23 protein-coding genes are annotated in these 24,511 nt (G+C 52.6%); 1 reads left to right on the top strand and 22 read right to left on the bottom strand.

Annotation, left to right across the window (positions count from 1 at the left end):
* Positions 1-90: 90 nt before the first annotated feature.
* Positions 91-600: a C40 family peptidase gene (locus M3G15_RS05480; RefSeq protein WP_260070315.1), complete on the top strand. Its 510-nt coding sequence runs from the start codon at positions 91-93 to the stop codon at positions 598-600.
* A 97-nt stretch (positions 601-697) separates the two neighbouring features.
* Here the strand turns inward: M3G15_RS05480 and M3G15_RS05485 are convergent, their stop codons facing one another.
* The 22 genes from M3G15_RS05485 to M3G15_RS05595 all read right to left on the bottom strand — a co-directional run bounded on the left by M3G15_RS05485 (position 698) and on the right by M3G15_RS05595 (position 24,405).
* Positions 698-1,375 (bottom strand): response regulator transcription factor, encoded by a 678-nt coding sequence (locus M3G15_RS05485; protein ID WP_009226191.1) that lies wholly within the window; start codon positions 1,373-1,375, stop codon positions 698-700.
* Positions 1,376-1,470: 95 nt separating this feature from the next.
* A complete protein-coding gene (locus M3G15_RS05490; protein ID WP_260070316.1) occupies positions 1,471-2,538 on the bottom strand; it encodes a thiazole biosynthesis adenylyltransferase ThiF in 1,068 nt (355 codons plus the stop codon).
* Between the two features lie 114 nt (positions 2,539-2,652).
* Positions 2,653-3,651: a hypothetical protein gene (locus M3G15_RS05495; protein ID WP_260070317.1), complete on the bottom strand. Its 999-nt coding sequence runs from the start codon at positions 3,649-3,651 to the stop codon at positions 2,653-2,655.
* Complete coding sequence (locus tag M3G15_RS05500) at positions 3,638-4,180, bottom strand: hypothetical protein (RefSeq protein ID WP_260070318.1); 543 nt, start codon at positions 4,178-4,180, stop codon at positions 3,638-3,640. Before M3G15_RS05500 ends, M3G15_RS05495 begins: the two co-directional genes overlap by 14 nt.
* A gap of 10 nt (positions 4,181-4,190) precedes the next feature.
* Positions 4,191-4,655 carry a hypothetical protein gene (locus tag M3G15_RS05505; RefSeq protein WP_260070319.1) on the bottom strand — a complete coding sequence of 155 codons (465 nt, stop codon included), beginning with the start codon at positions 4,653-4,655 and terminating at the stop codon, positions 4,191-4,193.
* Between the two features lie 27 nt (positions 4,656-4,682).
* Positions 4,683-5,174, bottom strand: a complete 492-nt coding sequence (locus tag M3G15_RS05510) for a hypothetical protein (protein WP_009226196.1) — start codon at positions 5,172-5,174, stop codon at positions 4,683-4,685.
* Positions 5,175-5,198: 24 nt separating this feature from the next.
* On the bottom strand, positions 5,199-7,289 hold the full coding sequence (locus M3G15_RS05515) for a hypothetical protein (protein ID WP_260070320.1): 2,091 nt from the start codon (positions 7,287-7,289) through the stop codon (positions 5,199-5,201).
* Positions 7,279-9,156 (bottom strand): P-loop NTPase family protein, encoded by a 1,878-nt coding sequence (locus M3G15_RS05520; protein ID WP_260070329.1) that lies wholly within the window; start codon positions 9,154-9,156, stop codon positions 7,279-7,281. The genes M3G15_RS05515 and M3G15_RS05520 overlap by 11 nt, the downstream gene beginning before the upstream one ends.
* 13 nt (positions 9,157-9,169) lie before the next feature.
* The gene (locus M3G15_RS05525; protein ID WP_260070321.1) at positions 9,170-10,015 is read right to left on the bottom strand and encodes a hypothetical protein; all 846 of its coding nucleotides are present in this window, start codon (positions 10,013-10,015) and stop codon (positions 9,170-9,172) included.
* Positions 10,012-10,725, bottom strand: a complete 714-nt coding sequence (locus M3G15_RS05530; protein ID WP_009226200.1) for a hypothetical protein — start codon at positions 10,723-10,725, stop codon at positions 10,012-10,014. Before M3G15_RS05530 ends, M3G15_RS05525 begins: the two co-directional genes overlap by 4 nt.
* 19 nt (positions 10,726-10,744) lie before the next feature.
* Positions 10,745-11,701, bottom strand: a complete 957-nt coding sequence (locus tag M3G15_RS05535) for an SAF domain-containing protein (protein WP_009226201.1) — start codon at positions 11,699-11,701, stop codon at positions 10,745-10,747.
* 20 nt (positions 11,702-11,721) lie between these two features.
* Positions 11,722-13,245, bottom strand: coding sequence for a serine/threonine-protein kinase (locus M3G15_RS05540; RefSeq protein WP_009226202.1), 1,524 nt, complete (start codon positions 13,243-13,245; stop codon positions 11,722-11,724).
* Positions 13,246-13,427: 182 nt separating this feature from the next.
* On the bottom strand, positions 13,428-14,807 hold the full coding sequence (locus M3G15_RS05545) for a cyclic-phosphate processing receiver domain-containing protein (RefSeq protein ID WP_311202256.1): 1,380 nt from the start codon (positions 14,805-14,807) through the stop codon (positions 13,428-13,430).
* Between the two features lie 52 nt (positions 14,808-14,859).
* Complete coding sequence (locus M3G15_RS05555) at positions 14,860-15,714, bottom strand: deoxyribonuclease IV (protein WP_009226204.1); 855 nt, start codon at positions 15,712-15,714, stop codon at positions 14,860-14,862.
* Positions 15,704-16,522: an Fpg/Nei family DNA glycosylase gene (locus tag M3G15_RS05560; protein WP_260070322.1), complete on the bottom strand. Its 819-nt coding sequence runs from the start codon at positions 16,520-16,522 to the stop codon at positions 15,704-15,706. The genes M3G15_RS05555 and M3G15_RS05560 overlap by 11 nt, the downstream gene beginning before the upstream one ends.
* A 64-nt stretch (positions 16,523-16,586) precedes the next feature.
* Positions 16,587-17,387: a TIGR01457 family HAD-type hydrolase gene (locus tag M3G15_RS05565; protein ID WP_009226206.1), complete on the bottom strand. Its 801-nt coding sequence runs from the start codon at positions 17,385-17,387 to the stop codon at positions 16,587-16,589.
* A gap of 218 nt (positions 17,388-17,605) precedes the next feature.
* On the bottom strand, positions 17,606-18,544 hold the full coding sequence (gene rnz, locus M3G15_RS05570) for a ribonuclease Z (RefSeq protein ID WP_260070323.1): 939 nt from the start codon (positions 18,542-18,544) through the stop codon (positions 17,606-17,608).
* A 99-nt stretch (positions 18,545-18,643) separates the two neighbouring features.
* Positions 18,644-22,087 carry a methionine synthase gene (metH, locus tag M3G15_RS05575; RefSeq protein WP_260070324.1) on the bottom strand — a complete coding sequence of 1,148 codons (3,444 nt, stop codon included), beginning with the start codon at positions 22,085-22,087 and terminating at the stop codon, positions 18,644-18,646.
* A gap of 275 nt (positions 22,088-22,362) precedes the next feature.
* The gene (locus tag M3G15_RS05580) at positions 22,363-22,779 is read right to left on the bottom strand and encodes a FixH family protein (RefSeq protein ID WP_009226209.1); all 417 of its coding nucleotides are present in this window, start codon (positions 22,777-22,779) and stop codon (positions 22,363-22,365) included.
* 65 nt (positions 22,780-22,844) lie between these two features.
* Positions 22,845-23,642 (bottom strand): HAD family hydrolase, encoded by a 798-nt coding sequence (locus M3G15_RS05585; RefSeq protein WP_009226210.1) that lies wholly within the window; start codon positions 23,640-23,642, stop codon positions 22,845-22,847.
* Between the two features lie 46 nt (positions 23,643-23,688).
* Complete coding sequence (locus M3G15_RS05590) at positions 23,689-24,219, bottom strand: hypothetical protein (protein WP_009226211.1); 531 nt, start codon at positions 24,217-24,219, stop codon at positions 23,689-23,691.
* A 12-nt stretch (positions 24,220-24,231) separates the two neighbouring features.
* Complete coding sequence (locus M3G15_RS05595) at positions 24,232-24,405, bottom strand: DUF896 domain-containing protein (RefSeq protein WP_083791524.1); 174 nt, start codon at positions 24,403-24,405, stop codon at positions 24,232-24,234.
* Positions 24,406-24,511 lie beyond the last annotated feature (106 nt).

Consider the following 24,511-nt stretch of genomic DNA (forward strand, 5'->3'; position numbering starts at 1 on the left):
TTAGGACATTCTACCAAAATATAGGAGATTACAAATCTGTTATACTCCAACTAACGAACCGGTCAAATCACAAATTGGAGGTACTACAACATGATTAAACGCAAACTATTCCAAAAAGTATTGACGGTTGGACTGGTGTCCGCCATTGGTTTCGGTACGCTGCTTGCTGGTGGTGCTGAACCAGTACAAGCCCAATCGGCAACAAGCACTGCCGTATCTAAAGGCACGCAGGTTGTAAACTACGCGAAGAATTTCCTGGGCACTCCTTACAAATTCGGAGCATCGACTTCGACGACTAAGGTATTCGACTGCTCTTCCTTTACGAAATATGTATTTAAGAAATATGGCGTTGATTTGCCGCGCACTTCCGCTGCACAAGCTAAAGTGGGATACGCTGTGTCGAAGTCCAATCTGAAAGCGGGCGATTTGGTCTTCTTCTCCAGCGGCAGCCGGGCAAACGGTAAGAACGTAACCCATGTAGCGATCTATATGGGCAACGGAAAAATTATTCATACTTACGGGAAACCAGGGGTAACGATTTCCAATTTGAACTCAGGCAACTGGAAAAGTACTTATCTGAAGGCTCGTCGCGTCCTTTAGTCGGACAAGCCCCTCTCTTGATATAAGAAGTCGTTGCATAGATCAGTTGATCGCAACGACTTTTTCCTTTGCCATGGGATAAACGGCTGGCTTACGTTTAACCAAACATATATCCGGTGCCGCGAATCGTATGGAGCAGCTTTCTCGAATGGCCTTTATCGATTTTTTTGCGTAAATGCCGAATATAGACATCCACCACGTTGGTTCCGGTTGAAAAATCATACCCCCAAACCTGCTGCAGGATCAAGTCCCGTCCGCACACCTTCCCAGCCCGCTTCATCAAAAAGAGCAGCAGATCGAATTCCTTCGGCGTCAATCGAATGGACTCCCCGTTTCTCCAAGCCTTGCGGCTGCGCAGCTCGACTCGTAAATCCTCAAAGGTCAACTCGGTTAGGGAGCCATCCCCCAGCCGTTTGAACAGTGAAATCAAATGACCAACCCGAGCATACAACTCAGCCATGGGGATCGTGATCGGAACGACATCGTTGGCTCCCCCGGCAAAGCCGGCGACAACGTCATCGGTGTTCCACTCCTTAAGCAGAAGGATCAGCGGAAACGGAGCGAACCGCCCAATTTCCTCCAGAAGGACCTGGGAAGCATCATCCGGCAAATCCATACCCAGCAGCAGCAAATCCGGAAGCTCTTCTTCTATTATACGAAGCACGCCGGAGCCGCTTTGCTTCCAATCGACCTGATAGCCGGCTTCCTCTAATCCAGCCTTGATTCGCTCCCCTTGAGCCTGATCCTCTAAAACAAGCATAATGTAACCTTTCATCGCGCGACCACCTTACCTGCATCTGCCAATCCATTAATAAGATGGTCATTCCACCGGGAAATCATTCGGTCACCCGGAAAGGATCATGTTGATCCTTAACCTATATAGCGATCATAGATGGTTTTGGCTTCTGAAGGATCTTGCGTACCGTGAATTAACGCTCTCCCGTCCGCAAACAAGACCAACCGCTTTTCATCGATTGTAAAAGAGAGCAAGAACGGATTTACCTCCACCTTCCCCTCTTGCAATCGTTCCAGCCTCATTGCCATCTCCTGCAGTTCAAGCTTCCGTTTTGTTGCCGGACGAATCTGCACCGTGTCCCTGCCACAAAGCACCTCCGTCTTTCGGTTGCCGGCCGCAGACAGATACGGGTAGGTGGCTTCGCTTCCGCAAGAAAGGCAATCGTTCCGTTTGGCTGTGCCCACTTTAATTGAGGTTTGCTCGTTTCGCCACAGGTCAAAGGTCAGCAATGTGCCCCGTAACGCCTCCGTATTTCCGGTGAGCAGCTTTAATGCTTCCGTTGCTTGATGGGCTACAACCATTTGTACGGCCGGCGGGATCACCCCTACGGTGTCGCAAGTATCTCCGCCGAGCGGTACAGTCCCTAGTAAGCAGTTCAAGCAAGGCGTTTCGCCGGGCAAAATCGTGTAAGTTATTCCGTAACTGCCTACGCATCCGCCGTAGATCCAGGGAATGCGATATTTTTGCGAGATGTCGTTAATCATCAATCTCGTATCGAAATTATCCGTAGCATCCATGATGAGGTCAACGCCATGAATGAGGTCTTCTAATTCCTCCGGATCAACATCCATCACATGGGCATCGATGCGCACCTGACTATTGATTGCATTTAACCGTTGCTTGGCCGCGATCGCTTTCGGTACTCGTCCGGCCGCATCCGCTTCAGAAAATAGCTGCTGTCGCTGCAGATTGCTCCATTCCACGTAATCCCGGTCGGCGATCACCAGATGTCCGACACCTGCGCGAACGAGCGTTTCAGCGATCCCTGTGCCAAGCGCCCCAGCTCCAACGACTAACACCTTCGCTTGTTCAAGCTGGTCTTGGCCCGCATGACCTATCGGTGCAAACAATCGCTGCCGGGAATATCGATCCGGTTGCTGGCGTTCATGCTGCAGTTGTTGCTCAGCATGCGTTCTCTCCAATTTCCGCACTCCCCTCGCCAATGCTTGTCTTCTTATCGAATCCGGTGAAACAACCGCTTCGATGGTTTGTTTCAAGCATAGTACAGATAGGGCAAGAATTCAAAGGAGTTCCCCTCACTCTTCAGGTTCGAATGCTCTACAATCCAGCGAAAAATACCCGTTTTCGGCCGCAGCACGTTCATTCGGGAAGATCTCCTCTTCGCGATAACCTAACTCCGAGGCACGAGCACAGGTCTTTCGATAGTAATATTTTAACCCCGTGGTCGGATCAACTGCTCCAACGATCGCCGGTGCCAGGTCTAATCTTCCCCCGCCGAATGCATAGTTGTTATAGTAGTGATCACCTACCGGAATGCCTTGCAGAAACACCAGGATTCCGACATCATCTAACGTATTATTCCACTCCTCCTGCGGGATCACCGGCAGCGTAAACGTATAATCCACTCCCAGCTTTGCCGCAATCCGATTATGAGCGCGAATCGCCCGGGCCAGATCCTCTTCAATCCGGCGGACGATCGTTGCACGCCGAACGGCATCAAAGGTTTCCTCATTCTGCAGCAGCGGAATGGAGATCTCGGACTTAATCTCGGTTTGCAGCCCGCTGAACCAGTGGTTCGCCGCTGCATCGTAAGCCGTCACGTTCCTATCCAACGTAAACGCGATACTGTTCCCGCTTGCGTCTAAATATGTATAGGGCTTTTTGTCCTGCCACCGGTAAGTCCACGTATCACTGCTCAGATCCATGTCCGCTGCATACAGAAAATAGCCGTCATAGTCCATGACAACGATCGCCGGGATATAAGCTAGAAGCGACTGCTGTCCCGCCGGATCGTCAGCTACGCCGAAATTCAAGGACAAGCTCCGAAGCAGTGCGGCAAGGGCTTGCTCTTTATCCGCCCGCATCCATTTCGAGGATCCGTACCCGCTCTCGAATTGCTGCAGCTCGTTCCGGTTTAACGAAGCCGCTGCATCCTGAACCGCCGTGCGCAAGGCGGCCGTATATCGGGTCTCAAGCCGGTTAACCTCCCGTAAATTTTCCGCTCGCAGCCCGCCCAGCCAAACAACTGGAGCAATAATGATGACAAAGATCACGGCCCAGTCAGTAATCTTCATTGAGCACCATACCTCCGTAGGTGAGTAAAGACGGTCCCTTCTTCCCTTCACTGTTATATAGAAACTCCGATAGAATATCCAGCGGGCTCCGGGAGCGGTCGTAGGCTGTAACGGTGAAGAAGTCCCCTTCCTCTAGCTTGTACGGGACACCTTCTTGCCCTGTTCCGGATGGAAACAGGACCTTTAAAATATCTGAGGTATAGTAAGCATTGTATACGACGCTGAAATCACCTAAGAAAGTTCCCGGGTCAGCCGGATCGCCGTATTCCGGGTGATAGATCTTATGACGATGCTCCAGCTCAACCTCATACCATCCTCCGGATAACTCCAGTTCATGGACAAAATCCTCGTACATGTCCGGCGTGACGAACCCTTTGTTCCGCACGGCATCCGCAAACTGTACCAACGTATGGTACGCCGCCAAATATCGGAGATCCTCCTGGCGCTGCGCAGCCTGCAACGCTGGAAACAGAAACAGGAGCAGCACGGCAAGCAGCGCAGCCGTTATTTTCGACAAGGCGTTTACCATTCACTGCAACCTACTTTCTTTGAATAATCACCCGAACTTCTTTCCCTGATGAATCAAACCTATGTTCAATGCTGTAATTCGCCCGTAAATCCAATACTTCCAGAGCGCGTTTACGGCTTTGCTCCAACACATCCTCCAATAGACCAAATGGGACGGTATTCAAAACTTCCCCATTCACCTCGATCTCTACGCCGAGCTCAATCCAATCCGGAATCCGATGAAGGAGATCATTCCCGCTAAATCCGCCGCTTGTGTCCCCCAGAGGATCATCATCGCGGGATCTCTCCCCTGTTTCGCTTGTGAGCACACTTCCTTCAAGCGCGTAGACGCTGCGTCCAACGCCGTGTAGCTGCACCGCGAGCGCGTCATAGGATGCGTTCTGATTCGCTCCGATGTCCAGCATATAGATGGCAACGGCCAAAAAAGAGCTGACGGAGAAAAGCAGCCATACCAGACTTTTTACATGATTGATCACCTTAAATGATGCCTCCAGCCTTTCCCATTACGGAAGTAGCGTTGTCTGTGTAAATATCAATCCTCGAACCACATTCGAGCTGTCCTTGACCACCTTCGCCTTGAACTTGCCGCTCGGATTGACATATTCATTTAGCCGCTCGTCCCAGGCATTACTAATCGGCGCATTGCTATGATTGATCACCGCACCGTAATATTCCGAAGACTCAGATTCATTAACGTTCAGGATATCTCCATACCATTCCCCGCCTCTGTTCTTCCCGGTTTTCACCAAGATGCCAAATTGATCGCGATCCTTGAATTTCCGTAATGCATTGGTAACCTGCGAACCGCTGACGGTCGTATCGTCATAGACGGTAAACGAGGCTTGGGACAGCTCCGTCTGGATATCGGAGAAGCTGTTTTGCGCCGTTTTGGTCGCTTCCTGAGCAGAAACAAACAAGATAACTACAATCGTAATCAAAGCTATTGTCAAAAAGATCCCGGCCGCAACCTTTAGTGCGGATGAAGCGTTGTTCATGGATAAATGCCTCCTTAAATTTTTTTAAAATTTTTGAAGCTGTTCAAAATATAAGTTCATTTGTTCAAAGCTCATCCAAATTAGAGGAATCACCAAATAAGCGAAGACCAGAGCATACATGGGAGTAAAGCCAATCATACGCCCCCAATTCGCTTTGATATCCAGCGATTTCTCGTAATCCAACCGTCTCCGCTCAAATTGATAGGACAGATCGCTGTCAAGATCGTCAAAGGCATCGGCAACCAACAGCTTCTCCGACGCCAGCAGCAGCTTGTCCGCCAGCCGTTGGAATTCCTCCAGAACGACCTCCCGCTTCAGCTCCAGCAGCGCTTCCTCAGGGCTAAAGCTGTAGTTCAAGAGGCATTTATGCAATGGCTCCCGAAAGATCACCGCGTAAGAGGCCAGCCATTCTAGGATTTCTTCCACGGAGATCCGCTCCAGTTCCCGCAGGATCGCAATCATCGCCAAAAACTGATACACCTCATGCCGCATGTCCATCAATCGCATCCAACGCTGGAAGTAAAGCATCCATAGCGGCAGGTAGTATCCGGCCAATCCGGCTAGTAAGGCCAAACCAAACTCCCACCATTTGAGATATTCCTGATTCCAGCGCTGCAATTTGTCTAGGATTCTGTGGGTAGCTTCTGATAACTCTTCATGGGCCTTCCCCTCTTCTGCATCCTCCAGCATTTTGGAGACGGAGCGGAAGACTTCATCGTAGCTAGCCTTTGCTGACATGCCCAATTGACGCATGACCGCAGCATCTCGTGCAGCCTCCTGTCGTCCGGCATCAACGGTGTCCTTCGGCAAAGCGCCAAAAAAGGTGGATACGGCTGGAGGCTCCGTCAAAATCCGCTGCTTCGTAAGCTGATGAAGCACAAGGAATCCCCCGAGTGCAAGGACGAAGCTTAATCCCAAAATGCTGATTCGTCTGACCTGAAACGCTTCGATCCGAAGCCGATGATTCGTCTCCTTTAGCAGCTGAGAAATTCGATGATAGGCTACGGATTCGGGCGACGGAACGAACTGGCGGCAAAAACGGCCAAGGATTCGGTGCGCATAGACCCTGGCTTCCCACGATAGGTTCGTAGGCTTGGCTCGATAAGCTGTTTCTTCTTCATTCTTCAGCTTCTGCAGCAGAACATAACTGAGCAGAATGGTCAGAAATAGGACCGCTTTGATTAACATCCCTGCTTTGCTTAAATAGAACGCATCCATTAACGGGAAATGTCCCCTGGCCCACATCTCAACCGGCTTCGTAAAAAAGACCGGCACTAAAGCGATGACATGCAGTCCTTTCAGCAAATAATCCAACCGTCTTCTGCGGATGAGCTCCAATTGAACTTCTCCGGTCAGGCGGCTGATGCCGCGCAGGTACATGGAACCTTCCGCGCGTTTCCGGTCGCCGTACTCCGATACCAGCCGGGAAATGCCGGCAAAGGCCTTCAAATACCGGCTGGGAGCCTTCTCATAATATTTTTCCAAAGCGGTGTCCGGGTCAGCATCAACCAGCGCCTCGCTAATCCAATAGGCATGAACCCCGATTTCACGGCCCGTCGCTTCGCCGGCTTCCTCAATCGCATCAGGTACCATGCCATGCCGGTGAAACGCATGCCGAACGGCAGCGAAGAAATCAAGCAGCTGCTCCAGCAGCTTGACTTCTAATCGATTGACGTAACCATCGATCAGCAGGTCTTGCAGGACGACAGCGGTGATCAGCAGCGACAGAACAAACAACACGTCGGGATGCATCGCAGTTAAGATGGCGATCGATCCAGCGAATGACCCTGTGATCCCATAAGCGAGCTTCATCGTTTGTCGCCTTAGCTTCAGCTCGTCCTGGGGATAACTAAGCGCGAGCCGCATACGGATTTTTCCCGCATAATACCTTAACGGAGGCACCTTCATCCAAGCGGCATACGACTTAAGCAGGAACGCTGTAAACCATTGCCGAATCCCGCCCAGCGTTTGCTTAGGAGAGGCACCAACCGTACTCCCAGCATCTACCCATAACGGATTTTCCTTTCTTCCGAGCCATTGACCGACAGCATACAATCCGATGCCACCAAGGACTGATGCTCCCAACACGATCAGCAGGATCGACTTAAGCTCCAACCTTCTCCCCCCAATACGAGCCAACAAACCGTTCAAATTCCGCGGCGTCTTCCGGCAGCATCTCCCGGGCCATAGCCTCTCGGGTCTGGCGAGATATCGGTTGCACAGCAACATAACGGCCATTTCGGTATTCCATGATCACCCGTTCCTCATAATTGGCATGATGAACTGAAGTCAATTGACCTCCCGCCGCTGGTTGGAAACCCTGCCCTTCCTGCCCCGCCCTGTTCTCTGACTCCCGGCGGCAGCATTCAGTGATCCGCTCGATATATCGCCGTCCCGTCATATCGCGGCGCAGGTGCACGTCAAAGTCAATAACGGTAGCAACCTGCAGCTCAGCGACTCGTTCGTCGCGAAACACACCGGTTTTCAGCAGCGAATTGCGCAGCGACTCGATTAGATCGCGAAACGTCTTGGCATGGTGCGTAAAAATAGTGAACAAGCTGGCTACCTGCGCCATCTGCACCATCCAGGCGGCAACCTCGTCCGTGGCGACCTCCCCTAGGATGTGGACGGTACCGTCTGTCTTTTTCTGCAGATCCAATGCTGCTTGCCCGCTCACGTAATCGGTCTCCCGAAAGCTTAAAATGTTGCGTCCGCTGTACAAGCGGCGCAAATGCAGCTCAAAGGACATTTCCTGCACACGCAACGTATATACGGCATAGATATACTTGACCATCGCCATCAACAGCGTTGTTTTGCCTGATCCCTGCGAACCCGTAATGGAAGTAATCCGGCTGCCCTTCATGAAATATTTCAGCAGCCCGATCGGCAGCTCGGCGTTCTCCCCCTGGATCAAGTGCTCCAACGAGGTGCCAATCATATCGAATTTCCGCACGAAAAAAGCCCACGTCTCTGCAAATGGCGGCCGGACGACCACAATCCGCGAACCGTCCTGCATCTCGTTCACCTTATATCCGTTAACCTCTGATAGTTGGCCTGGCAGATTAAATTTATAGATGTTCTGACAAACGCGTTTTAACTCCGCTTCGCTGCCAAAGGAGAGAAATGACAGGCGGATACTCTTACCTCGATAGAAAATCCAGACGCTCTCCCAAGAACGGGTCAGTTGCTCCCCATCCTCATCCACAGCAAACAAAAACCTGTCGTTCCCCTCGTACCTATGGCCAATGCCAGAGGAAGGCTCAACCGCCCCATATCCGCTTGGAATCCCGCTTACACCGCCGCTCAGTCCGTCGATCCGCATCTCCCGCAGCTCGTCCACCACCGAGAAGCCCTTATACATTTGGTAAACCCGCTGGACGACGAGATCCAGCTTCTCCTGAAACGTCAGGGGGCGATACTCTAAGAAAAAGATACGGTCAATGTCCTCACCGGTAATTTCGTATACGGGGGAACCCTCAGACGTTTTTGACGGTTTCGCTTCATCCAGCGCATAGTCTTCGATCATTTGCGCTAGACCGTCGGCGCCATACTGCTGCTTGTAAAGGTACAACAAGATATCGAAGCGGTCTTGGGCTGTTAACAGCTCCTGGCGATGAAAAGGCAAGATCCGGTCGATATTGTGTTCGTTGATTCCGTAATCTCCTGCCAACATGTCGCGGATAAACGACTTAATATATTGCTTGTCCTTCGGATCCCCATACGCGCAGCCACGAAGCGCTTGACGAAGCTCCGCACGCGCTTTCGCTTTACGGTTCCATGCTTCCTCGCTTAATCCCCAATCCAATCCGCTCGTACGGCTAAGTTCATGCAACCGTTCTTTGATGTAGGTTACAATAGCTGACCATTCGAAGCGATCCTGCCCATTTGGACGCTCCACTCTCCCAGGTCCCGTCATGTTGGCCTTGCGCCACAAAAAGATCAGTACCGCCAGGACAAGAAGCGTGATGATTAACCCGTTCATCAGCCCATTCACTTTACGCCCCCCTTTCCTTCGGTGAAATGGATGCACTAGTAGTTCCTGCCGCCATTTCCATCAGCATGTCTCCGAGCTCGTAGTATCCTTTCAGTAGAAGCTCACGCTCTCCCCTCCGTTTCGACCAGATCGGAGTTTGGCGAAAATACGCTAAGATGTTCCGGGCATTCCAGGCATCCGAGAACCCGGTATGATACGGAATCCCGATCAGCCTTTGCACGCCGGAATAGCGCCGCTTCAGATTGTTTAGTCCCCAGCGGGACCGGGGATCAAAGGGCGAAATGACGAAAAGCAATTTTCTGTTCGGTTCGCCAAGATAAGAAGCAACATCCGCAAACCATTCATCCATGATTCCCAGTCGATGCGGCAACACAGCGACTAGAACATCTCCTTCGCGCTGCTCCTGCAGCACCTCGCTTAATCGCCGGTTTTGTGCCTGAAGGATCACGCATCCGTACGATTGTTCGGCAATCGCCAATATTTCAGCGATGCCCTCGTTATCTAGTTCCTTCCTAGCCGAGTCCGCTAACCGCGTCCCGCACACTAGATCAAGGCGTCCGCGCAGCAGCGGAACGGTATAATCGCTCAAGTTGCTCGCCGTTAATCGTCCGCTTGACTGCAAACGCAGCAGCGCATCAAGACCATGCTCTGGGACAGCCCCCTCTCCGAAGGTATCGCTGTGCAAACGTACGGTTTGTCCGATCCCTTCCTCCAAGCCGCGTCCAGTTGGCCCTTCATTCAGCAGGAGCAGTCGCTGCGGAATTCGCAGCCCTAACGTAACGGCGGTAGACACAGCAGCTTCGGCGGCGCCGCCAAGACCGCCATCCCAAAACACAAAGCGGCTCATGCTTGTCTCCTTTCCGCTTTGCGCACAGCACGTTTAGCGACGGTGTGATCCCAGCCTGCCAGCTCACGAAGCAGTTGGCGAAGTGCCCTTTTGTAGGAACGGGAGAAGCTCCGGAGGCGCAACTGCTGCAAATGTTCGTTTTCCAAGTGAGCAGCCCAATTTGACTCGTCCCACGGGATACAGAGTGCTTCGGAGCGCCATTCCAGCGGGAGGTCTTCTAACAGGCCCAGAATATAATGGCTGTTCACCCCGCTGTCGACCGTGCGGATAAAGACCGGTCGAACGGTCAGCCCCCGCAGCTCCGGCCAAAGTTGAAACAAGCTGCGGAACCACTGCGCACTTACCTCGACCTCGTAACGGTCGAAAGTGGTGACCCATACAATTTCATTTGCGGACATCAACCGTTCAGGAGTGAGGCCATTTAGCGTGTCGATGTCCAGCAATTCGTAATCGTATGCTGCAGATGAGTCTTCGCTGCTCGTCTTCATGGAGATCGTGCTCATAAAGCCCGACGTTCCAGTAGCGACATCAAAGCCGTAAAACTCCGTTAACGGAAGATATGAATCTCCATCCCCGATCGAATATCGGTACTTACTGTTCTCCGTGCCGTCCGTTAGCAATACTTTAGAGCCGGACGCAGCCAAAACGCTGCTTAAATAAAGTAACAGGTCACGTTTATCGCTCTTCCCTACGAACAACCATCTTTTCATGCCAATTCATTTCCTCCTCTCATTTCGCTGGATCGAGCTCAAACCGGTCACTGTCCCCAGATGTTCCATCCGAAACGATGTTGCCAGCGGGTTGATCAGCGCCCCGAACCTCTGTTTGCGAACGCGAAACGGTTGTCTGACTATGTGCAAATTCGCTGGCACGCTGTGGTGACATGACGGATAGATCCCGTTCCAAGCCGCTTCGGGCCATATTGCTGAGATTCAGCGTCTGTTCCGCTTTCTGCACGATATTCGGATCTTTGCGAATCAGCTCCATAACGCCTTCGTTCACTGGATATGTCGGGACCGGCTTGCTCTGCAAATTTGGCTCGACATAAGCGAGTGCGTATATCGAGGCCTTATGTAAATAAGCGTCTACAATCGCGCTGGATAACGAGAGAATTTCCGCTTCATCCAGCGTCACCGTGATCGTATCGGAACTGAGGTCCGCTACTTTCTTCTTGGACAGCAAAATATAATCGTGGCCCGTCGGGAATTGAATGCGAATATCAATGACATCGTTCACCTTCAAAACTTGCGGAAGCTGAACAAACGCCATTTCCCGCCAGCGTAAATCGTCCGGGACCGGGGCCTCTTCATAGACGAGTGCCTCCGTCAGTGGTGTCATCGAACGCAGCGCTATCTTGGCGTACTTCCCTGCAATGGCTTCCTGCGATTTAAAGAGGTCCGCTGGCACGCTATTTGCAGGAAGCTCCACCCGTTTTAAGTCGCTTGCCGCAATGCGGTTGCCGGCAGGAATATCCCGTGTAGGTACCCATCCCTGAACTGTCCGCTGCTGTGCCTGATCACGTAAGCTGGCCAACTGGGCTTCATAATCCTGAATAAGGGCTTTCCTCTCAGCATGAACATGTCTTTCCCGCACGAAGGTATACCCCGTAAACAGCGCGCCTGCCGCAACAACACCAACCAATCCGGATAACAGCATTTGCTTCGTTTTTTGCCTTAATCTGGGCATTAGTCTAAAGCACTCCCTTTCTATGGTTTAGCTTTCATTCGCAGTCTGAGTCCTGGCCGTTTGCTCTTCATGAGCAGATGCTCGCAAACCTCCTGCAGAGCAGCCGAAATCGACGGCCCGGGATCAAACGGATTAGGATCCGCAGGAAGGGCATACACGCTCTTAAAGTGAAGTTCCCTGCGAATCCGCCGCAAGCTGGCGGCCGAAGCGAACGGCACACAGATCCTCCAAGATACAGGGATCTGACCTTTGACGTTGAAGGCTTCGACGAAGCGTTCGAGCTCCCCGTACCTCCATTCCGCGCCAGCACCAACGACGATGGACAAGTCTGCGCGGCGGAATTCCTCCAGTAGCTCCTTGCTGCGGGCCGTCCCCAGGTCACAGATGATGCATCCGAAACCTTCCGACAGCATGGAGAGATAGTCGGCACGGGAGGTCAGCTTGGCATAAACCACTTGACCAATGTGAAACCGCCCTCGCTTGTTCAGATCAACTGCGTATTCATCCCCTTCCAGAAGTTGAGCTAACCGAACAAAGGCTGATGATTTAGGATCCATCTCCACGACCGCAACCCTCTTCATGCTGCGCGCCAGCGTGTGGGCGAGTGCAATGGCGGTATGGGTTGCACCGGCCCCGGCTGAGGCAGCGATGACACTGACCAATGCCGGGCGACCGTTGTACGCTACGACTTCAGCCATTCGGGCATTCGAACCTGAATTCGCCGAAGTCGCATCTGATAACCCCCGCAACAATAAGGCCAAGGCCTCACTTACCGCCTCAGCCGAGGCAAACCGGTCCTCCGGGCGAACCTGCAACAGTTTGGACACGATAGGACGCAGCCGTTCGCGGCCATGTTCCCGTAATGCCGCCGCCGCATCGGATGTCCACACCGTATGTCTGCCCCCCGTTCCCATATAAAGTAGAACTGCCCCCAAAGAATACAGATCGGTACGCGCGTCGCTTTGGCGATCACCATATTGCTCCGGCGCCGCGAAGCCAACCGTTCCAAGCTGCACCGTATCTTCCGTTTTCCTAGCCGAATAGGTTCTAGCGATGCCAAAATCTACAAACCGCAGCTCGCCTTTGTCGTCAACCAGCAGATTGGCCGGCTTGACGTCGCGGTGGATCACTGGAGGCTCATGCCGATGTAGATAACGCAGCCCTTCCGCGATCTGCAGACCAAATCGGATAATCAACTCCAGCGGCAGCCGCCCTTCTCTTGCGCGAATAAATTGATCTAAAGGTACGCCCTGGATATAGTCCATCACGATATAGGAATGTCCGTCCCGGTCGGGGTCGATAAAGTCAACAATGCGCGGCAGCCGATGATGATTTAGCGTTATCAGCAGCTTGACCTCCTTAGCGACGGACACCGGTGCTCCTGGTACGTTCAAGCATTCTTTGACCGCCCAAGTCTTTCCCGGTAGCTTGATGTCCTCTGCGAGATACACCCGGCTCATGCCCCCCTGACCAATCAGTTGTTCGATCCGGTAACGTCCGGCCAGTAAGTCGCCAGGAACGAGTTTGGAAACGAACCTCGCCATAACTCCTCCTTTCCTGAACGCAAAAAAAGGAAAGCCTCCTCTCCGTCATTTCCCGGCCATGCGGCCGATAAAAAATGACTGGGGATGCTTTCCCTAATCGCGTTCAATGTATAATTTTGGAATTAGTATAGAACGGCTGGCGACAAATGTAAAGCTTTTTTTAAAACCATTAATTTATTCCATTAATATTTAATCATATACAGCGTGATTTCATCCCGGTTATGAAACAACTGCTTTGCTCTTTGCACTTGCAGCCGGGCCTCCTCAAACTGAGTGATAACCTCCTGAATCAATGCCATCGGTTTCTTCGTCAGCAGCTTCACCGTCACGATGGCAGTTCCCCCCGGAACTAACGCGTATAGCAGCTCGGTCACGAGCTTGGCCGTCAATTTCGGACTCCAGCTCATGTCGCAAACCAACAGATCAAATTGATTTTCCTTAAATTTCACCCGGTTCGCATTGCGCTGCAAAAATGTCAGCTTAGGCGAAGATAACAATGACGGATGCAGCTTCGCCGTATCCACCGCCGTGACGTTCAAACCCCGTTCCAGCAGGAACGAAGTCCAGCCCCCGGGTGCCGCGCCGATATCCAGCGCTTCGTGGAACGATTCAAACGGGATTCCAAACGTAGCTTCAGCTTCCAGCAACTTGAACTTCGCCCGCGAGATCTGTCCCTCCTCCTTCCGGAAGCGGATCGCACCGCCGTTCCAGTCGGAGAGGTTATCCTGCGGATGCGCGACACCGGCAAAAATCCGATCCTGCCCCGCAAACACCGAGATGATCCAATCGGCATCCCGCACCACGAATTCCCCAACAGACACGTCTTGCAGTAATTCCTGCAGACGGTCCTTCAGCTCCGGCGCGGTTCCCGGCCATAGCCCGCCGTCCGATTTGCGTGCTTGCACGGCAATTTTCGCACCCGGAAGCCGGAAATCCGCCATCAAATACTTGCGCAGCGGTTCCAGCCATTGCTCTGGATTCACCTCTTCCGATTCCCCCGGACACCATTCCCAATCAACTAGAAATACATGCCGCAAAAAAATCGGCGGATCCTGACGTAGCCGCTGCTGCACGTCCTCCGGCATCGCCTGCAGCGAAGCGGCAAAAACTTCGCCGGGAACCAGCATCGTGCTCTTTACGCTGCCAAATATGCGGCGCAGCTCCTCCTGGGCATACGGAGCAAAGCCGTGATTCGCCGTGCATATCCATTTCGATTGCGGCGGCACCTTGCAATTTCGGGCGATTTCCTCCAACCGTTCGAACGGAATTGGCCCATTATGCAGCTTCACATGCTCCGGCAAGCCTTGATAGAGGATTTCGTACATGCTCTTTTTTCCGGACATGCTGGAGGTATGAAGATAAATTTCACTGGGAAAAAGCCCTTCCCGCACCATAGCAGCCGCTAATTCCGTACCGTTAGGTTCATCCGGCCCCATATCGTAATCCAGCGATAAGATGTCTACCTCCGTCAAGCGAAGCAGCTCCAGACACTCCTCGACGGTGCGCGCTAATGTAAATCCCTGCGGACATCGGCGAAAATCGTCCATATATACATGAATCAATAGTGTTCTTCCTTTCCCGCGGTATTTCACTCCAAGCGGAGTCCAATTATCTCTAGGCCTCCGCCCACCGTCTCACTCGCTCCATATCCTCTTTGTAGGTCCCGTCTTCCCCGGTTTCGCTCTCAAAGATAAGCGGGGTTCTCCGAATCGCGTCGATCTGCAGCAGCCAGCGAAAGCCGGCTTCGCCGATATGGCCCTGGCCCACACGGGCGTGACGGTCCTTTCGCGATAATACCGGGTATTTTGAATCGTTGAGGTGAACGGCGCAGAGACCGTCCCAGAACTTTAGCTCCTTGGCTTTGGCCGCAAAGCTCTCATCCCCTTCACCCCGCCACATCCCCGCCCCAAAAGCATGGCAGGTGTCGAGGCAAAAGCCGATGCGCTCCGAATCCCGGCACAATTTGCGGATTTGGACCAATTCCTCGATCGTCATCCCCATGTCGCCGTGATCACCGGCCTGGTTCTCAATTAACAGCTTCGCCGAACCCTGCCAGCCGGATAGCACATCATTAATACATTGTATAATATTTTGGTATCCTTGTAAGGGGTTTCCTGCCTTAAATGTGCCAAAATGTACCACAATCCCAATCGACCCGCACGCTTCAGCGATTTCCAGATCATTTCGCAACGACTGTACGACTCGACTGTACGCCTCGCCGTCGGCGTCCTTGCTGATCGCGAGATTGCTGGGATAAGGGGTATGCGCGATGGACACCAGTCCGTGTTTTTGGCATAGTGTTCGGCATTGTTCCGCGTCCCGCGGATCAAAGCTTTTGACCGCAAGGCTCCGCGGATTTTTGGGAAAATACTGAAAAGCGCCGGCCCCCATCTGCAGCGCGGCTTTGGCAGCCCCAAGGTAACCGCTTCGTATGCTAATGTGTCCCCCAACCTTCACCTTATCGGTCATGCTGACAGCCCGGGCTGTAAAACACTTTGCGCCCGTTCATTTCCGCTTTGACGATGGTATCTCCGCAGCGTGGACAGGTCTCTCCCTCCCGGTCGTACACCCTGCAGATTTCGTTCGCCCCCCCGGTCAGCTGATCGTCCCGGGTTAACGGCATCTCCATATAACCGCCAGCCTCCGTTGCCTCGATAAGCACATCCCGAACCGCTTGATACAATCGTGAAAAATCTTCATCGCTGAAATTTTGCAGCTTGGCCATCGGCAACAGCTCGGCTGCGAACGCAATTTCATCCGCGTAACAGTTGCCAATGCCGGCAATGACGTCCTGATTGACAAGGGTCGTCTTAAGACTCCCCCGCCGCTTGCGCAGCAGGGCGGTAAACCGTTCTTCGTTCATCCGCCGGTCTAGCAGCTCCGGCCCCAGATGCGAAAGCAGCTCCTCTGCCTCCTTGGCGCTGTGCAAGTGTAAATGACCAAGACGCAGCCCGATGAAGTACAGGACAAGCTTCTCACCAAAGGTGATTTCCACCTGAGTGCTCCGCTCCGGACGGTCCTCCTTGGAGCCAAGGTACAGCAATCCGCCAAGCATTAAGTGGAGCAACAATCTTCGTCCATTATCCAGATGGAACAACAGGTTCTTGCCTCGACGCTCAATGAAGATGACCTGTCTTCCCATCAGTTCTCGTGCAAAGTCTGCAGCCGGCAAATTCACGGATTTCTCCCGGCCGACGTTCACTCCCGTAATTGGGAGGTCCAAAATATGCTGAGACAGCTGTATTCGATAATTTTCCATCTCCGGCAATTCCGGCATGGTACATCTTTCCCTTCATCCGTATAAGTTCGTTCATTAGTTCATCTCATAAAATAAAACTTGGTCATCCGCTATTTCCGCAAATTCGTTCACGGACTTCCGCAAGATCGCGGCACACCACATCCGCCTCTACACCGGAGGACTTCACGTAATCTGGCAGGTTATCAGCCGTGGTGACGCCGGTTAAGGTCAGAATGGTACCGCAGCCGGCATGCTTCCCTGCAGCGATGTCGGTATTGAGGTTGTCCCCGATCACCGCTACTTCCGAAGCCTCCAAGCCTAGCCGCGCGATGGCAAAATCCATGAGCGGTGCAGCCGGTTTGCCAATCACCGTCGGCTTTACGCCCGATGCAGCTTGAATCGCTGCAGAAATCGTTCCCGCTCCGGGCATTAAGCCCTCTTGAGAGGGCAGCAGCAAGTCCGGATTGGTTAGGATATAACGTGCCCCGCCCCGAATCCAGCGGGCAGCCCGGGTTAACGTTTCGTATGTAAATTGGCGGTCGATGCCTTGCACCACCACGTCCGGATGTTCCAGAACTAACTGCAATCCGGCTTCCTCCAACGCCTTTGTAAGACCCGCCTCACCGATGGCTGCGACTTTACAGCCAGGCTGTTCTTCGGCAATATACTTGGCTGCAGCCACGGCCGATGTACAGACCTCTTCCGCCTGGGCCGATATGCCCATCGCTTCCAAATGCGCGGCGACCTCATCCGGTGTCCGCGAAGAATTGTTCGTCACGAACAGAAAAGGGATTCGCTGCGCGCGTAAGGCGGAGATCAGCTCGTCCGCACCGGGAATCATTTGGGGACCATGATATAACGTGCCGTCTAAATCAATGAGATAGGCCTTCCAACCCTTTGGCAAAATCCTCATCCTTTCGATACGACCGTGTCTCTATTTATTGTACCTAGGAACCCCGGGGCAGGCAAATTTTCCCGTTCTAGAACTGGGGGAAATGTCAATTCAGAGTTTGACCCCGCCGTTTGGCGTCGAACGATCGCGAACAGTGACAAAAACCGGACTTGTTCCCCTTGGCAAACTTTGAAATGCCCTGTCAGTTCCTGCGCTTTCCCGGAAAATATTTATTTCCGCCCGCAGCGCCGTGCCACCGGATATAGGACATGCTCCCGGGCTAGGTGCGAGTCAGGGAAGACGGAACGTGCCTCTTCTTCTAATCGCTGCAGCTGATCGTCTGATTTATAACGCGAGCTAAAATGGGTCAGCAGAAGCTGCTGCACACCGGCTTCCTTGGCGGCTGCTGCCGCTTGCTTTGCCGTGCTGTGGTGATAGTCATGAGCCGTCTTCGCCAGTTCATGCAAAAAAGTCGCCTCATGCACCAGCATATCGGCGTTTTGAGCCAAGGTTAACACGGACTCACACGGACGCGTATCGCCGAGTATGGTGACAATCCGGCCGGCTTTGGGCATTCCCAGCACATCCTTCGCATGAACCGTCTCGCCATTTGGTGCAACCACGCTTTCACCGCGTTTGAGCTTGCCGTACAGCGGGCCTGGACGAATGCCGCAGCGCTCCAGCACAGCGGAGTCTAGCTTCCCCGGCAGATCTTTTTCGATCACCCGATACCCGTAACTGTCAATCCGGTGCTCCAGCAGCGCCGCTTCAACCCGAAACGAATCGTCCTCGAAGAGGACTCCGCCCTGGTGCTCCACAAGCTCGAGCTTATAGTTAATCCGCGATTCGCTGAGCGACAGCGCCGTTTCTACGAATTTTTTCAGTCCTTTGGGACCGTAAATGACCAAGGGGGTATCCCCGCCCTGATAAGCACGGCTCGAAATGAGCCCGGGCAGGCCAAACAAATGATCACCATGCAGATGGGTGATAAAAATATATTCCAACTTGCTTAATTTCAGCGGCGAACGCAGGATCTGATGCTGGGTGCCTTCACCGCAATCGAACAGCCAGAGCGAACGGCGCTCCTCCAGCAGACGCAACGCCACTGAAGTCACGTTCCGCTCCAAGGACGGTACCCCTGCATTTGTCCCTAAAAAGTAAAGTTCCATGCCATTTCGTCCTTTACGCTAGAATGGTTCATCGATTCATATACAGATTGCCAAAACCCTCCGAAGTTCGGAGGGTTTTGCAAAGGGTTGTTTACGGGCTTAAATCCCGGCTTTGTCCACATTGAAATATTGCGCTTCAGGGTGTGCAAAGACCATCGCCGAGACGGATGCCTCCGGTTCCATCATGAAGCCCTCCGTCAACGTGACGCCAATGTCTTCCGGATGCATTAAGTCAAACAGCAGCTGCTGGTCTTCGAGGTCCGGGCAGGCCGGATAACCAAACGAGACGCGAATCCCTTGATAACGCGCTCCATGCCGCTGTTTCATCGTCATATTCGCCGGATCTGGGAAGCCCCACGTATCCCGCATAATATGGTGAACCCGCTCCGCCAGCGCTTCAGCCAGCTCCAACGCTACCGCCTGCAGCACGTGGGAGCGCAGATACTCGCCTTCATTCTTCCACTTCTCAGACAATTCACGAACGCCTTGTCCCGCCGTTACAACCAGGAAACCAACGTAATCCATTTGCCCGCTGTCCACGGACTTCAGGAAATCCGCCAAGCACAGGTAAGGCTCGACCTTCTGTCGAGGGAAGCTAAACCGCTTGATCACCTTGCCAGGTTCAGCCGGATCGTAGATCAGAATATCGTTACCGGACGATTGCGCCGGGAAGAAGCGATACATCGCCTGCGTGCGAATGATGCCGTCCGTGACCGCTTCGAGCAGGATTTGATCCACCGTCTCCTTCAGTTGAACTGCCTTTGCCTCACCTGCCGCCAGCTGCTGCTCCACCGAACCGCGGAGTCCAAGGTGATGACCTAACAGCATCTGCATGTTGATATAAGGCGTAATGTGACCAATCGGATAATCGCGCAGTACGTGACGTTCCAGATCTGGCGGAATAAATACCGGCGCATCGGTGGAAATCTTGGAACGCTCCACGCGCGTAAGCTCCGGCAGCGGCTCTGCAACGGCTACAACGCGATCCGCTTCTTTCTCCGCATCCACTTCAAGGCGCATCTGCTCCCGTGCGACCGGATCCATCAGCTTATTGGCCAAATCGAGGCCGTCCATCGCATCTTTGGCGTACAGGACCAAGCCGTCGTACTCCGGCCGGATCCGCGTCTTGGTAAACTTGCGGGTGAGTGCCGCGCCGCCCACAAGGATCGGGACGTCGATGCCTGCATTCCGCAAATCCTGCGCCGTCGTGACCATTTGCTGAGCCGATTTCACCAGCAGACCGGAGAGTCCGATCGCATCCGCTTTCTCTTCCCGATACGCCTCGATAATGCGTTCCGGTGGTACTTTTATACCCAAATTCACAATTTGGTAACCGTTATTAGACAGAATGATCTCAACTAGGTTTTTGCCGATATCATGGACGTCGCCCTTTACCGTCGCCAGCAAAATTTTCCCCTTCACGCTGGTTTCGTTCTTCTCCATAAACGGTTCCAGGTACGCAACCGATGCCTTCATCACTTCGGCACTTTGCAACACCTCGGCAACGATCAGCTCATTGTTATTAAATAACCGGCCCACTTCTTCCATTCCTGCCATTAGCGGACCATTAATAATTTCGAGCGCAGTATATTTTTTGAGCGCCTCGTCAAGGTCAGGAATTAATCCTTCCTTGGTACCTTCCACAACATAGGAAGCCAAACGTTCCTCCAACGTGAGCTGAGTGGTTGTCTCGGCCTTCTCCACCTTCTTGTTCCGGAAAGCAGCTACAAAGGCAGCCAGCGTTTCATCATTAGTATTATAGATCAATTCTTCCGCCAGACGGCGCTCCTCTTCCGGAATTTTGGCGTAGCGCTCCAGCTTCTCCGTATTGACGATCGCGTAATCCAGTCCTGCTTTGGTGCATTCATACAGGAAAACGGAGTTCAAAACCTCGCGGCCGGCTTCCGGCAAACCAAACGATACGTTACTGATGCCCAGCACGGTATGAACCTTCGGCAACGCTTCTTTGATCAGGCGGATCCCTTCGATCGTTTCCTTGGCCGATCCAATGTACTGCTCATCCCCTGTACCCACGGGGAACACGAGCGGATCGAAGATGATATCTTCCGGTTGAAGACCATATTTGTGCACGAGCAGATCATAGGAGCGTTTGGCAACCTCAAGCTTATCCTCCCGTGTGATCGCTTGCCCGCGTTCATCAATCGTACCAACGACCACCGCCGCCCCGTATTTATGAATTAACGGCGTGACGCGCTCGAACTTCTCTTCGCCATCCTCTAAGTTAATCGAGTTAATAATTGATTTGCCCTGGCAGTATTGGAGAGCAATATCCAGCACCTTCGGATCAGTGGTGTCGATCATGAGCGGGACTTTCACTTTTTTGACGACCAATTCCAGGAACTTCTTGATATCCTCCGCTTCATCCCGATCCGGGTCCTGTACGCACACATCAACTACCTGTGCCCCGTTCTTCACTTGCGCCCGGGCGATCTCCGAAGCTTCTTCGTATTTGCACTCCACGATCAGCCGTTTAAATTTGCGCGAACCCAGAACGTTTGTTCGTTCTCCAACCAGATAAGGCCGATTGGCCGATTCGATATAGACCGGCTCAATGCCGGAAAGTGCCGGCAAATGGCTGCCTGTCAGCTCGCGTGGTCGGTAATCCTTCAGCGTGTTCGCTAACGCTGCGATATGGGCAGGCGTCGTTCCACAGCAACCTCCGGCAATATTCAACCAGCCCTGCTCGGCAAAAGCGGACATCTTCTGCGCGAGCGAATCCGGGGACTCATGGTAGATGCCATTTTCGTCTGGCAAACCGGCATTAGGGTGACAGCTGACCGCCGCTTTGGCTAGTCCGGATAAAGTGCGGATATGGTCGCGCATGAACTCCGGACCCGTTGCGCAGTTGAGTCCAATGGAGATGGGATTCAAATGCTCCAACGAAATGTAGAAGGCTTCGATATTTTGCCCCGCCAGCGTCGTCCCCATCGGCTCAATGGTGCCGGAGATCATCAGCGGCAACGTTATTCCGGTTTCAGCAAAAGCCTGTTTGATTCCGATACTCCCTGCTTTCACGTTCAGCGTATCCTGTGAAGTTTCCAGCATCAGCGCATCAACGCCGGCTTCGATTAATGCCGCTGCTTGCTCTGCATAGCTGGCCGTCAACTCGTCGAACGTCACGCCGCCGGTAACGGACAATGTCTTGGTCGTTGGTCCCAGGATGCCCACCACGTAGCGCGGATGATCCGGGGTACTGTATTTTTCCGCGGCTTCAATCGCCAGCTTGGCCGCAGCCATATTGATTTCACGTGCCTTATGCGGAATATCGTATTCAGCCAGCACGACGGATGTCGCGCCGAACGTATTCGTTTCGATCAAATCAGCACCTGCTGCGAGATACTTCTCGTGGATGCCACGGATCACATCCGGACGGGTGAGCACGAGCATTTCGTTACAGCCGTCCAGCTCTTCACCGCCGAAGTCGGCTGGAGTCAGGTTCTCCTGCTGAATCATGGTGCCCATGGCGCCATCGAGGATCAATATTCGTTCTTTCATTCTTTCGAGCAGGCTTGGTTTACTCATGTTCATGTCCCTCCCGTAAAACGTTAGAATATAGTTTAACAGAATAAAGCGTTGAAGAAAAGAGAGTTCCGCGAAAACTCCCAAGCTCTGTACCCAATTTAAGATATTGTTCTCCCATCGGTCATCCCCGAATTAAAATCCGAACAACCTAGAAATCCTTATCTTTAAAAGTTCGGAAATTCGCCTCATTAGGAGGACATAATAATGAAAAAGCCGCCTTCTCCAAAAGGAGAACAGCAGCTTCCTTACAGATGACCACCGATTCAGTTGTCAGCTTATTCCACCGTGAATTGCTTCGAAGGCATGGAGTGCTGATCGCGAGCCGTCACATGGGAAATCACTTCATAAGTCCCGGGCTCCTTGAATGTATGCTCCAGCACATAGGTTCCGTTACCGGCACTCTTCACTTTGACCTGATTGTGCTTCGCGTTATCGTCCGCCGTATTCCAAAATTCGAACATGACTTCCTTCGCATCGTCCACGTTCTCGCCGTGGTGGGTCACTTTGGCCGTAAACGTTACCGGTTCACCAGCTTTGGCTGCGGATGGCGTTACGTCAAGCTCGACTTGAATCGGCTCCAGTGACGTATCCACCGCTGAAGCAGACGGCGATTCACTGCGGCCGCATCCCGCGACAACAATGAACGCAAGCACGATGGCTACAAGCAGCCCGGTTTTTCCCTTGATTCGCATTCAGATTCCCTCCTTCCACCGCCTAAGAATGCCTCACTGCTTGTTTGCTTCAATCCAAACTCGCGTTATGCCAATTTCTCTAAAAGGCCATGGAGTTCGGACAAATGTTTGATCTCATAATCCGGTACGATATCGCCGGTAAGCGCTTTGCCGTCCCGATTAATCCAAACGGCCGTCATCCCCACGCTAAGCGAACCTTTGATATCCGTCGTCAGCTTATCGCCGACCATGATCGCTTCATTCGATTGAATCCCTAACCGTTCCAGAGCATGCCGGAAAATGGACGGGTCCGGTTTCCCCTTGCCGAAATTTCCGGAGATCACAATCTCATCAAAATAAGGCGCCAGCTCAGGCACTCCGTCCAGCTTCTCCTGCTGCAATGCCGGACAGCCGTTCGTGAGCAATAGCAGCTTCACCTTGCCTTGCAATTCCTTCAGCACTTGAAAGGTCTCCTCATACACATGAGGCCGGGCACGCCGTTCGCGTCCAAACTGTTCCGCCAATTCGCCGGCCAGCTCCTCGTCATCAACGCCAAGCGCAAGCAGACCGCGCCGCCAGGATTCCTTGCGATAGGTTGGAGCTAACTGCTCCAGCTGACGGAATTCCGGTTGTTCTCCGGCAGAGAACGTCGCCCATAACCCCTCAAACGGATTGATTCCAATCATCGTCGTGAAAGGATACGTTTCGTAGGATTCATACAGCCCCCGCGCTTCCCGGCGTACGGCTTCTTCCAATTGCTCGGGGTTTAATCCATTAATCTTAGACGCAGCGCTTTCACACGTTGCAGCAAAGGCTTCTTTTACGCTCCGTTCATCCCAGAGCAGCGTGTCATCCAGGTCAAAACATACCGCCTTGATCGTCATTCGTCCCAACCCTCTCCATTCATATCGCAAGTGTATTGTAAAAGGATTATTCCTTCTCCAGCTTCACATGATGGGTGTCAGCATACAACTGCAGGCGCGCAGCCATCGCTTCCGTATCAAAACGGTTGCGGGTGCGGTAGAACACCCACTTCGGTTCCCGCGTCTTCGGTTCAATGACGATTTTGTTCCGGCTCACCTTGATCTTACTGATGTTACCGGCATCCAACATCCGGTCGCGGTTAAACTTCGAAGTGTACAGCCAGCTCTTGTTCACGCGTAAATATGGCTTACGCAGGAAGATCACCAGGGCCAGTACGAAATACAAAAAGATCGTCGCCCAGAACAATACCGAGTTCACTTCCTCTGTATTACCGATCAACCCGACGATGGCATACAGCAGAGCTAACAGAACCAAGGCGGTAGGCAAAATGAAATTCCGCCCTTTAAATACGTCGCCTTCCCCATTTGCTCCAAGCGAAGTACGAGGGTTCCGCGTCCCTTGTCCGACATTGGGACCTTTGCCTTTCTTGTACATTCTTCGTTGATTGCGTTCTACTTTTCGGTCAAACGACCCCATACCTGTTCCTCCCTATTTATCTACAATCTCGATTGACTCGAGCTGTTGCCGAAAATTTCTGCGAACGTTTTGCAGATACGTTTCCCGAAGCTGGGCTCTTTCCAAGATCTCATCTTGCGATAATCCTTCTTGTTTCGCTTTGCGAGCCAGCTCGTTAATCCGCTTAACCAAAGCATCAATATCCATAATTCCACCTGCTTCTTTATATACTATGCTTCCCATGATGTCTCACAGGGCATTAATTCTTACTTTGACATGAGAAAAAGAGCTTGTCAAGGCGCGGCAACCCCTG

The sequence above is a fragment of the Paenibacillus sp. p3-SID1389 genome (genome assembly GCF_025151705.1).
GTDB lineage: Bacteria > Bacillota > Bacilli > Paenibacillales > Paenibacillaceae > Fontibacillus > Fontibacillus phoenicis.